Raw genomic sequence first — 11,952 nt, 5'->3', positions numbered from 1 at the left:
CCCAAAAAATCCCCCCGCTGGCCGTTCGGCCGATGCCCGCGACCGTGCGCCGCGCCGTTGGCCGAACGGCGGAATGCCGGCCGGCGCGCGGTTTGCGGGATAATACGAGTTTTCGAATCCGCCGCCCGGCTTCGCACCCTTTTTTGCAACCTCCGTGCGACCGTCGCACGGCCGCGGCCGCTCTCTCGTTCGACCACCATGAGTATCGTCAATCTCGCCGCCTACCATTTCGTCTCGCTCGACGCGATCGAACAATGGCGCCCGCTCGTCACCGCCCGCTGCAACGAACTCGGCCTGCGCGGCACGATCCTGCTCGCGCCGGAAGGCATCAACCTGTTCATCGCCGGCCCGCGCGAAGCGGCCGACGCGTTCATCGACTACATCCGCCACGACCCGCTGTTCGAAGGCAAGTTCGCGACGCTGCAGTTCAAGGAAAGCCTGTCCGACTCGCAGCCGTTCCGCCGCATGCTCGTGCGCCTGAAGCGCGAGATCATCACGATGAAGAAGCCGGCGATCAAGCCGGAGCTCGGCCGCGCGCCGTTCGTCGACGCGCACACGCTGAAGGCCTGGCTCGACCGCGGCCACGACGACGCGGGCCGCCCGGTCGTGATGCTCGACACGCGCAACGCATTCGAGGTCGACGTCGGCACGTTCGACAACGCGCTCGACTACCGCATCACCAAGTTCAGCGAGTTCCCGGACGTCATCGAAGCGAACCGCGCGGACCTCGAAGGCAAGACGATCGTGTCGTTCTGCACGGGCGGCATCCGCTGCGAGAAGGCGGCGATCCACATGAAGGACGTCGGCATCGACAACGTGTACCAGCTCGAAGGCGGCATCCTCAAGTATTTCGAGGAAGTCGGCGGCGCGCACTATCACGGCGACTGCTTCGTGTTCGACTATCGCACCGCGCTGAACCCGCAGCTCGAACCGACCGCGAACGTCACCTGCTACGCGTGCCGCGCAGTCGTCACGCCGGAACAGCAGCAATCGCCGGCCTACGTGGCAGGCCAGTCCTGCCCGGCCTGCCTGAACGCCGCCAGCACCGCCGGCGCGGCGTAAGCGCGTTCCGGCCCGCCCATCGATGAACGGCTACCGCGGCCGCTTCGCGCCGTCGCCGACCGGGCCGCTGCATTTCGGCTCGCTCGTCGGCGCGCTCGCGAGCTGGCTCGACGCTCGCGCGCACGGCGGCGCATGGCTCGTGCGCGTGGAGGACGTCGACGGGCCGCGCACGGTGCCCGGCGCGGCCGAGGACATTCTCGCGACGCTCGCGCATTTCGGCATGACGCCGGACGAGCCGCCGGTCTGGCAGAGCGCGCGCGAGGCCGATTACGCGGCCGCGCTCGAGCGGCTCAAGGCGGCGGGGCTCGTCTACCCGTGCGGCTGCACGCGCAAGGAAATCGCCGATTCACTGCGCGCCGCGCACGAACGCCACACGACGCTCGCCTACCCGGGCACCTGCCGATCGGGCCTGCACGGCAAGCCCGCGCGCGCATGGCGGCTGCGCGTGCCGGACGGCGACGCCGCGATCGTCACGTTCGACGATCGCTGGCAGCACACGCAATCGCAGAATCTCGCCACCGAGGTCGGCGACTTCGTGCTGAAACGCGCGGACGGCCTGTGGGCCTACCAGCTCGCGGTCGTCGTCGACGACGCCGATGCTGGCATCACGCACGTCGTGCGCGGCGCCGACCTGCTCGACTCGACCGCGCGGCAGATCTACCTGCAGCGCTGCCTCGGCGCGCCGACGCCGTCGTACCTGCACGTGCCGGTCGTCGTCGACGCGAACGGCGAGAAGCTCAGCAAGCAGACCGGCGCGATCGCGCTCGAACGCGACGATCCGCTGCCCGCGCTGCAAGCCGCGGCCGCCCATCTCGGCCTGGCGCCCGACCACGGCGCGCTGCCAGGCGCAACGCTCGACGCGTTCTACGCAGCGGCAACGGCCGCATGGGCGCGGCGCTTCGGGCCGCAGGCGGACTAGCTCGCGCGCCAACGCGGGCGTCGCGCTGCGCCCCCGCAATCGATTCGGCACCGATTCCCAGCGATTCACGGACGGCCTTGCGCCCCGCAAATGAAAAACGGGCACATGCTGCCTGCATGCGCCCGCCTTGCCGCGACCTGTCGATCGCGGCCGATCGCTCGTTACGCTTACGCCGACGGCTTGCGCGGCATCCCGAACCCGCCGAGCAGCGCAGCCACCTGGCGCTTCGGCCCCTTTTTCTCGTGCGGCGCGGGCTTCGCCTCTTCCGGCTGCTTCGCCGACGCCGACGGCTCGTACGGCTTCAGGAAGAAATCGTCGATCGGCGCCTCGTGGCGGCGATGATGGCCGCGCTCGGCGCCGGCCGGGCGACGCCCCGCTGCGCCGCGATGCTCGTCGCGCTCGCGCCGGCCGCCGCGTTCGCCACCACGCTCACTGCCGCCGCGCTCGTCGTGACGGTGCCGCGCCGGCTTGTCGATCGCCAGCGTCTGCACCTCGAGCGGACGCTTGATCAGCTTTTCGATGTCGGCGAGCTGCTTGCGCTCGTTCGGGCTGCACAGCGACAGTGCATCGCCGGTCGCACCCGCGCGGCCGGTACGGCCGATCCGGTGCACGTAGTCTTCGGCGTTGAACGGCAGGTCGAAGTTGATCACGGCCGGCAGCTCGGCGATGTCGAGGCCGCGCGCGGCCACGTCGGTCGCGACGAGCGCCTCGATTTCGCCGCGCTTGAACGCGTCGAGCGCCTGCATCCGCTCGATCTGCGTCTTGTCGCCGTGGATCGCCGACGCGACCACGCCGTCGCGCTCGAGGTTGCGCGCGAGCCGGCTCGCGCCGATCTTGCTGTTGCAGAACACGATCACCTGCTTGAGCCCGCGATTGCGCAGCAACTGCACGACGGCCGCCTGCTTGTCGCCCTCGGCGACGTCGTAGACGATCTGCGTGACGTTCGCGTTCGTCGAGTTGCTGCGCGCGACCTCGATCGTCTGCGGGTTGCGCAGGTAGGTCGACGCGAGCTTCTTGATTTCCGGCGAGAACGTCGCCGAGAACAGCAGCGTCTGGCGCTCCTTCGGCAGCAGGTTCAGGATGCGCTGCAGGTCCGGCAGGAAGCCCATGTCGAGCATCCGGTCGGCCTCGTCGAGCACGAGCATCTGCACCTGCCCGAGGTTCGCGGTCTTCTGCTGCACGTGGTCGAGCAGGCGGCCCGGGGTCGCGATCAGGATCTCGACGCCGCGGCGCAGCTCGGCCATCTGCGGGTTCATGTCGACGCCGCCGAACACGACCGCGCTGCGCAGCGGCGTGTGCTTCCCGTACGCATGCACGTTCGCGGCGACCTGGTCGGCGAGCTCGCGGGTCGGCGTGAGGATCAGCGCGCGCACCGGGTGGCGCGCGGGCGATGCGCTCGTGTTGGCCTGCGGCAGCAGGCGCTGGAGGATCGGCAGCGAGAAGCTCGCGGTCTTGCCGGTGCCCGTTTGCGCGGCGCCCATGACGTCGCGGCCGGCGAGCACGACCGGAATCGCCTGCGCCTGGATCGGCGTCGGCGTCGTGTAGCCCTGCTCCGCAATGGCTTTCAGGATGTCGGCGGCAAGGCCGAATTGATCGAAGGTTGCGTCGACTGGCTTGGCGACAGAATCGGACATGGTGGCGTTTCGCTCAAAAGGCGCGGCGGGGACATCACGCGTCAGCTCGGCCCGGCGGGCCGCTGCGCAAATCACATTTCGGAAGTAGACGGAGCCGCGGCGCGCCGCGCGGCGCCGCTCTGGCGCCCGGGGCCGGTTCACATCGAACATCGGGCGCCACAGGTCGTGCGGACTCCGTCCGGCGCGAATGCCGGCGGAAAGGGCCGTATTGTAGCACTGAGCCGGAATCTGTCCGTGACAACGCTGCGAATGGGCTCCCGCGCCGGTTTGTCATGTACGCCGACAAGGCGTCGCGCGGGCAAAACATTCCGATCGGGCGATGGATGAGATTCGGGGCCGTATGGGGCTCGGTGGCTCGGTGGCTCGGTGGCTCGGTGGCTCGGTGGCTCGGTGGCTCGGTGGCTCGGTGGCTCGGTGGCTCGGTGGCTCGGTGGCTCGGGACTCTCGGGACTCTCGGGGGCGCTCCGGTCGCTGAGTCGCTGAGTCGCTGAGTCGCCGGGCCGCTGGTGGCGCTGGGATCGCTCGAACCCGCGCCGCTGCGGCCAGTCCCCGTCGCGCACCGCGCATGCCGCTGCGGTCACCTACCTTCGCGCACCGCGGCGCGCCAGGCCGATCAACCGCCCCCGCCGACCAGCAACCCCGCACCGTTCAACCCTTCTTCTTTTTCTTCTTTTCGACCTGCACGCAGTCGCCGAGCATCGGCGCGGCATTCGGATCGGCAATCTCGTCGCGCAGCGTCGCCTCCTTGCCCTTGGTCCACCACGTATAGCGCCCGGCCTGGTAGCGCACGCCGGACGCCGACACGGTGTCGACGAACAGCAGCCGCTGGCCGTTGACCGGCACGAGCGCGAAGCTCTGGCCGTTGCCGGCGAGCCAGTACGACACGCGCACCGGCTGCTTCTGGTTCGCGCACTGGTAGACGGCACTCTGGCGCGCGTCCGCGTCGATCTCCTCGACGGTCAGCTGCGCCGCATGCGCAGCCGAAGCAGCGGAAACGGCGGCGCCGGCCAGCGCCAGCGCGACGAAGGTTTGGCGAATCATGCTGGTCCTTGGATGAGACGGTGAGAACGCACGCACGCGGCGTGCGCTGGTCGGAGACGACGCGTCGACGCCCGACGCCCGGGCCATCATGGATCGATGACGTCGGCGCATGCGTCGGTCGGCGCGGCAGCCACATGACCGACCAGCGGGACGATCTTCAGCCCGGCCGATGCGATCCGGCACGGCGCGGCCGCGACGCCGCAGCCGGCCAGGCTCGCCAGCAGCGCGAGCGCGGCGCCGAGCGTCGCGATCCGACCGAGCCGTGACAATCTGGATGCCATCGCGCGCTCCCGGACGGTCAGCGCGACGACACGGGCCGCACGGCCGCGGCGGCGCGCTTCGCGCGGTCGCGGGCTTCGTCGATGTCGGCGCCGGTCGCGAGCGCGACGCCCATGCGCCGCTTCGCGAAGCTCTCCGGCTTGCCGAACAGGCGCAGGTCGGCGCCCGGCACCGCCAGCGCGTCGCGCACGCCCTCGAACGCGATGCCGCGCTCGGCGAGCCCGCCGTAGATCACCGCCGAGGCGGCCGGCGAGCCGAGCGTCGGATCGACCGGCAGGCCGAGGATCGCGCGCGCGTGCAGCTCGAATTCCGACTGGCGCTGCGACGCGAGCGTGACGAGGCCCGTGTCGTGCGGCCGCGGGCTCACTTCGGAGAACCACACCTCGTCGCCGCGCACGAACAGCTCGACGCCGAACAGCCCGCGCCCGCCGAGCGCCTCGGTGACCTTGTGCGCGATCTCGCGCGAGCGCGCGAGCGCCGCCGCGGACATCGGCTGCGGCTGCCACGACTCGACGTAGTCGCCCGCGACCTGCACGTGGCCGACCGGCTCGCAGAAATAGGTTCGCGTGTCGCCGCTGGCCGGATCGATCGCGCGCACCGTGAGCTGCGTGATCTCGTAGTCGAAATCCACGAAGCCCTCGACGATCACGCGCCCGTGATTCACGCGCCCGCCCGCCAGCGCGTACTGCCACGCGGGTTCGACGTCCGCTTCGCTGCGCACGACCGACTGGCCCTTGCCCGACGACGACATCACCGGCTTCACGACGCACGGCATGCCGATCTTCGCGACGGCGGCCCTGAACTCGTCGAACGACTGCGCGAACGCGTACGGCGACGTCGGCAGGCCCAGCTCCTCGGCGGCGAGCCGGCGGATGCCCTCGCGGTTCATCGTGAGCTGGGTCGCACGCGCGGTCGGGATCACCTCGGCGACACCCGCCGCTTCGATCGCCGCGAGCGCATCGGTCGCGATCGCCTCGATCTCCGGGACGATCAGGTGCGGACGCTCGGCCTCGACGAGTGCGCGCAGCGCGTCGGCGTCGGTCATGTCGATCACGTGCGCGCGGTGCGCGACCTGGTGCCCGGGCGCGTCCGGATAGCGGTCGACTGCGATCACCTCGATGCCGAGCCGCTGCAACGCGATGATGACTTCCTTGCCGAGTTCGCCGGCGCCGAGCAGCATGACGCGCGTGGCCGAGGACGAAAGCGGCGTACCGAGCCGCTGACCAATCTGCATGTGATTTCCCGCTGGTTCTGTTGGAGGACGAAACGGCGTCGATGTTAACACGCGCACCGTCGGCGCTTCGGCCCGTTTCGTCGCCGCGTGGCCGGCCCGGGCGGGCGCGAACGTTTTCGCGCACGAAGTGTCGGCTCGCCTCGCGCGGGGCCGGTGCGTTACTCTTACGCCTTGTTCAGAACCCGATGATGAGGAACGAGGCTCATGTCCCAACCGATCGCAGCCGCACGCACGCGCACCCGCCTGTTTCGCCCGTTGCGCGCGCCGCTCTGCGCTTTGACGCTTGCCACGCTTCTCGCCGCCTGCTCGATGCCGACGCACCCCGACGCCAGCGCCCCCGCGCCCGACCCGTTCAATCCCGCCGCCGTCCAGCTGCTCGACGACACGAGCTGGGAGCTCACCGGCTGGCAGAACGCCGACGGCACGCCGCGCACGGTCCCGCACGGCGACAACGGCGAGCCGATCAAGCTCGCGCTGTCCACCGAGTCCGGTGTGCGCCGCGCGAGCGGCTTTTCCGGCTGCAACCGCTACATGGGCACCTACGACGTGAAGAACGGCGTGCTGAGCTTCGGCCCGCTCGCGGGCACGCGGATGGCGTGTCCGGACGCGCTGGGCGGCCAGCTCGAGCATGCGTACCTCGATGCGCTCGCCCACGTGCAGAAGACCGGCGTGCAGATGCGCGCGCCGCAGCAGCTGCTGCTCGTGACCGACGGCGGCGCGACGCTGACCTTCACGCGTCGGGGCGGCTGATGCGGCGCCCGAGCGCGGGCGGTCCATGCGCCGCCGCGTCGCGCGGCCTCGAATCCATGCGTCGCGCAGCCTGAACCGGCCTCGCCGTCTTCATGTTGCGCCGGCGCGCTGTCAGTCTCGTCAATCTCGTTCGTCAGCCGGTTAAACTCGGCGGGTCGCGCTCCGCGCTCCCCGCCCTTCTTCCTGTTTCATCAAAGCATGCACACGGTTGTCCTCGGCTGGTTCGGCGTCTCCGCCGTCTGGTTCATCCCTCTCATCTGGCGCCTCGCGAAAGCGATGCTGCCCGGCAGCGGCGGGCTCGCCGGTCACGGCTCGATCCGGCTCTGGCTCGGCTTCGCGTGCGTGTTCGTCGCGAGCTGCACGCTGACGAGCCCGCTGTCCGGCGCCGACGCCAACCTGCTCGGCCATGCGCTGTCCGCCGGCTTCGAGCGCGTGCTCGGCCACATCGGCACGCCGCTCGCGATGGTCGTGCTGTTCTTCGCGGGGCTGCCCTGGCTGACCGGCATCGGCTGGCAGCGCGTCGCCGCGTGGCTCGACACGTCGTTCGGGCTTCGGCTGTCGCGCAACGGCGACGACGATGCGCGCGGCGTCGCCGACCTGCCGCGCAGCGCGCTGCATCGCGACGACGACATCGTGCAGCCGACGACCGCCCATACGGTCAATTCGATGGCGCCCCGGCAGAACGGCCGGTTTTCCCGCCCGACGCTCTGGAAGCCCGATCCGCAGGCCCGGCCGAAACCGCGCAACAAGGCCGCGGCGCGCCCCCTGGCGGAGCCGGTCGCGCCGTCGGGATGGCTGAAGCCGACGCCGGCCAAGCGCATGCCGGCGCCGCCGGTCCCGGCTACGCCGAGCGCGATGCCGCCGCCGACGACCGGCAGCACCGCCAGCCTCGCGCGCGCCGCCGCGAACGCGCAGGGGCCGCGCCCGAATCCGGCGCCGCTGCCGGCCGGGTTCCAGCCGGTTCGACCGCAACCGACCGCCGCTCGGCCGGCAGCCGCTGCAGCCGCGACGGCAGCCGTGGCGGCGTCGAAGCAGCCGAGCGCGCCGCGCGCCACGGTCGCGCCGCGCCCGGTTGGTGCGACGCCGCCGCGCACGGCCGCACGTCCGGCGACGGGAGCCGCCGCCGGCCCGGCTGCTGACCCGGCACGGCGCCGCCCCGCGCCGCCGACGCCCGCCCGCGCACCGCTTTACGCGTGGGTGCAGCAGCCCGCAGAACCGATCACGCCGGCGCCGAGCGTTCACGACACGCTGCGCTCGATCGAAGCCAGCACCGCGCAGTGGGCGGCGCTGGATGGGGTGCGGCCGGGGAATGCGGCGGGTACGGCAGCAGCGGCTGGCAGTTCGGCGAGCGAAGCGACCGCCGCGGCGGTTGGTGCGGTTGGTGTGGCAGGCGGCGTGGTTGCGTCCGAGTCGGCCTCCGTTGCCGCGTCGGGCGCCCTCGCTTCGGATGGGCATCCGGTCGCCCCGCACGACGTCGGACGGGCGGATGCGCTCGCAACCGCATCTGCGTCCACATCGGCTCCCGGTGCTTCCGCTGCTTCCGCCGACAGCGAACCGATCGTGCTGGATGCGTTCATGCCATTAGGCTCAGGCGCGCACGCTCCCATCGTGGACATCAGCTCCTGGCTCGTCGATCAGCCAGCGCAGGACGCGCCGAAAGCGCCCGGCGTCGAAACGCACGCGCACGCAGACCGTCCGGGCAGCGAACGCGAACATGCCGTCAACGGCGCTGCCGCGCCGGAATCCCATGCACCGATCGACGTTGCGCCCTGGGAAGACGTCGTCGACACGCCCAGTTCCGCATTGGATACGTCGCAGTCGCAACCGATTTCGGCACGCCAGGTGCAGGAAGGGATGGCGACTCGCGATGTCGACGGAGCTGGTTCGATCGCCGGTACGCCGTCGGCGAATGCGTCGGGTCGTGACGTCGACCGCGCGGGCGCTGGCAGCAGCGACGGGGCCCTCGCGCAACCAGCGGTTAGCGCCGATATCGCCCGATTCGTCGACGCGAACGACGGTATGGCAGGGACGCCCGAACCCGCGAAACAAATTGCGCACGGAGCGCTGAACGCATCTATGCCGGCTTCGCCGACTGCGGACGCGTCGGCGTCGCCTGCAGCGGCTGCGTCGTTGCAAGCGCCCGTCGCGCCGAGTCTGCCCGCATCGTTTGCAACGCCCGCGGCACCTGCGGCGTCGGCGTCGCCTGCAGCGGCAGCGTCGTCGCAAGCGCCCATCGCGCCGAGCCCGTCAGCGTCGCTGGAATCGGCCGCGGCGATGGCCGCATCGGCATCGCCTGCATCGGCAGTGTCCTCGGAAGCGCCCGTCGCGCCGAGTCTGCCCGCATCGTTTGCAACGCCCGCGTCGCCGATACCGTCCGCAGCATCCCCGGCACGCGCCAGCATGCCCGGAAGCCCGTACGAACCCGGCAGCCACACGCCCAACACCGCATCGACCGTCTCGACTGCCCCGCCCGCCACGGCAACGACTAGCGACACCGCCGCTTCCGCGGCGCGCGCGTTCGCATCGCCGATCGCACCGGCGACGCCTGCCCGCGCACCTTCGATCGATGCGTCGGCGCAGTCGGCGATGCGCGCCGCCGAGCCGATGTCGGCCGTTGCAACCGCATCGCTCCCCGCCGCCCTCGGCTCGACCGCCTCGCATCCGACGGCAAACGTTCCCGTGACGCAAACGACGGCATCGTTCTCCATGTCGACGGAGCGCGCAGCCACCGGCGCGTCGCCTGCATCGGCCACGGAGTCGGCATCCCACGCGAGCCGCACGCCAGACGCGCCGGCGGTCGATACACCGGCCGAGTCCGCCACGCAGACACATGCAACGCAAGCGCCAACCGCCAGCATCGCGCCGGCTCCGTCTGCGGGCGCACTTGCTGCCGTCGGTACGGCCACGCCCACGTTCGGGTCGACCGCTGCATTTGGCGGCACGTCGACGGCGAGCGGTACGCCCGCGTCAATGACATCTATGACGCCGACCGCAGCGATTGCGCCATTCGCGGCACCGCCGTCCTCGACTCAGGCAGCAGCGCCCACGTCATCCTTCACCGTTTCCCACGCGCCGCTCGACGCTGCGGCTCCGGATCGCGTGATCGCGTCCACGCCCGCGCAGCAGGCCCAGTCGTACACCGGCACGCCGGCGCCCGCTACTTCGTCGCCGACCAACCCGATGCCCGCAGCAACGATCGCGACATCGACGGCCGCGCCCGTCGGCGCCGCACTGCCGACGCTCACCGCTGCATCGCTCCCCGGCGCCATGCTGGCCGGCACCTCGCCCGCGGCGGCGGCCGCCGAGCCTGCCGCTGCTACGGCAATGGCAGCAGTGCCCACACCGGCCACCGTCACCTTCGCCCAAGCCGTAGCACCGACCGACGCACCCGCATCGTCCGCCGCAAACGCCGCCCCCGCGGAACCGGCCACGCCACCCGACGCCGAAGCGGAAGCCGCGACCACCCCAACCCGCCCGCCGCGGCCGAACGCATTCGAATTCCACGCGCCGGCCACGTTCAGCGTCGAGCTGCCGACGCTCGACCTGCTCGAACCGGCATCGGACGACGTCCAGACGATCTCCGAGGAACAGCTCGCCCAGACCGGCCAGGTGATCGAGCAGCGCCTGCAGGAATTCAAGGTGCCGGTGACGGTCGTCGGCGCGTCGGCCGGCCCGGTGATCACGCGCTTCGAGATCGAACCCGCGCTCGGCGTGCGCGGCAGCCAGATCGTCGGCCTGATGAAGGACCTGTCGCGCGGGCTCGGCCTCACGTCGATCCGCGTCGTCGAGACGATCCCCGGCAAGACCTGCATGGGCCTCGAACTGCCGAACGCGAAACGCCAGATGATCCGCCTGTCGGAAATCCTCGCGTCGCGCCAGTACCAGCACTCGACGTCGCAGCTCACGATCGCGATGGGCAAGGACATCACCGGCCATCCGGTCGTCACCGATCTCGCGAAGGCGCCGCACATGCTCGTCGCGGGCACGACGGGCTCGGGCAAGTCGGTCGCGATCAACGCGATGATCCTGTCGCTGCTGTACAAGGCGACGCCCGAGGACGTGCGGCTCATCATGATCGACCCGAAGATGCTCGAGCTGTCGGTCTACGAAGGCATCCCGCACCTGCTCGCGCCGGTCGTCACCGACATGAAGCTCGCCGCGAACGCGCTCACCTGGTGCGTCGGCGAGATGGAGAAGCGCTACCGGCTGATGTCGGCCGTCGGCGTGCGCAACCTCGCCGGCTTCAACCAGAAGATCCGCGACGCCGAGGCGAAGGAAAAGAAGATCGGCAACCCGTTCTCGCTGACGCCGGAAGATCCCGAGCCGCTGTCGACGCTGCCGCTGATCGTCGTCGTGATCGACGAGCTCGCCGACCTGATGATGGTGGCCGGCAAGAAGATCGAGGAGCTGATCGCCCGCCTCGCGCAGAAGGCGCGCGCGGCCGGCATCCACCTGATCCTCGCGACGCAGCGTCCGTCGGTCGACGTGATCACCGGCCTCATCAAGGCGAACATCCCGACCCGGGTCGCGTTCCAGGTGTCGTCGAAGATCGACTCGCGCACGATCCTCGACCAGATGGGCGCCGAGTCGCTGCTCGGCCAGGGCGACATGCTGTTCCTGCCGCCGGGCACCGGCTACCCGCAGCGCGTGCACGGCGCGTTCGTCGCCGACGAGGAAGTGCACCGGATCGTCGAGTACCTGAAGCAGTTCGGCGAGCCGCAGTACGAGGAAGGGATTCTCGACGGCCCGGCGTCGGAAGGCGCGGCGCAGGACCTGTTCGGCGACGCGCCGGACGCGGAAGCAGACCCGCTGTACGACGAGGCGGTTGCGTTCGTCGTGCGCACGCGCCGCGCGTCGATCTCGTCGGTGCAGCGGCAGCTGCGCATCGGCTACAACCGCGCCGCGCGCCTCGTCGAGCAGATGGAAGCGGCCGGGCTCGTGTCGCCGATGGGCATCAACGGCAGCCGCGAGGTGCTGGTGCCGGCCGCCGCGGAATAAGCGACGCGCTCCGCCTCCCGCACAAGCACGAAGGG

At 70.8% G+C, this 11,952-nt stretch carries 8 protein-coding genes; 4 read left to right on the top strand and 4 right to left on the bottom strand.

The genetic code is table 11. The annotated features are described in order from the left end of the window. The first annotated feature begins 198 nt into the window (after positions 1-198). Complete coding sequence (locus WJ35_RS00485) at positions 199-1,062, top strand: sulfurtransferase (protein WP_060232015.1); 864 nt, start codon at positions 199-201, stop codon at positions 1,060-1,062. 22 nt (positions 1,063-1,084) lie between these two features. Then, on the top strand, positions 1,085-1,981 hold the full coding sequence (gene gluQRS, locus WJ35_RS00480; protein ID WP_060232018.1) for a tRNA glutamyl-Q(34) synthetase GluQRS: 897 nt from the start codon (positions 1,085-1,087) through the stop codon (positions 1,979-1,981). A 167-nt stretch (positions 1,982-2,148) separates the two neighbouring features. Here gluQRS and WJ35_RS00475 read toward each other — a convergent pair whose 3' ends face one another. The 4 genes from WJ35_RS00475 to purT all read right to left on the bottom strand — a co-directional run bounded on the left by WJ35_RS00475 (position 2,149) and on the right by purT (position 6,169). Then, a complete protein-coding gene (locus tag WJ35_RS00475) occupies positions 2,149-3,615 on the bottom strand; it encodes a DEAD/DEAH box helicase (protein ID WP_069238588.1) in 1,467 nt (488 codons plus the stop codon). A 648-nt stretch (positions 3,616-4,263) separates the two neighbouring features. Further along, positions 4,264-4,656, bottom strand: coding sequence for an MliC family protein (locus WJ35_RS00470; protein ID WP_069238587.1), 393 nt, complete (start codon positions 4,654-4,656; stop codon positions 4,264-4,266). An 86-nt stretch (positions 4,657-4,742) separates the two neighbouring features. Continuing rightward, a complete protein-coding gene (locus WJ35_RS00465) occupies positions 4,743-4,937 on the bottom strand; it encodes a DUF6726 family protein (protein WP_011885603.1) in 195 nt (64 codons plus the stop codon). Positions 4,938-4,954: 17 nt separating this feature from the next. Further along, positions 4,955-6,169 (bottom strand): formate-dependent phosphoribosylglycinamide formyltransferase, encoded by a 1,215-nt coding sequence (purT, locus tag WJ35_RS00460; RefSeq protein ID WP_069238586.1) that lies wholly within the window; start codon positions 6,167-6,169, stop codon positions 4,955-4,957. Positions 6,170-6,373: 204 nt separating this feature from the next. On the opposite strand from purT, the gene WJ35_RS00455 reads away from it, so the two are divergent. Continuing rightward, positions 6,374-6,919: an META domain-containing protein gene (locus WJ35_RS00455; RefSeq protein ID WP_069238585.1), complete on the top strand. Its 546-nt coding sequence runs from the start codon at positions 6,374-6,376 to the stop codon at positions 6,917-6,919. Between the two features lie 198 nt (positions 6,920-7,117). Continuing rightward, a complete protein-coding gene (locus WJ35_RS00450) occupies positions 7,118-11,917 on the top strand; it encodes an FtsK/SpoIIIE family DNA translocase (RefSeq protein WP_069238584.1) in 4,800 nt (1,599 codons plus the stop codon). The last annotated feature ends 35 nt before the right edge of the window (positions 11,918-11,952 follow it).

The sequence above is a fragment of the Burkholderia ubonensis genome (assembly GCF_001718695.1).
Taxonomy (GTDB): domain Bacteria; phylum Pseudomonadota; class Gammaproteobacteria; order Burkholderiales; family Burkholderiaceae; genus Burkholderia; species Burkholderia ubonensis_B.
Note: the sequence above shows the minus strand (reverse complement) of the source record. Positions and strands in the feature narration are given on the sequence as shown.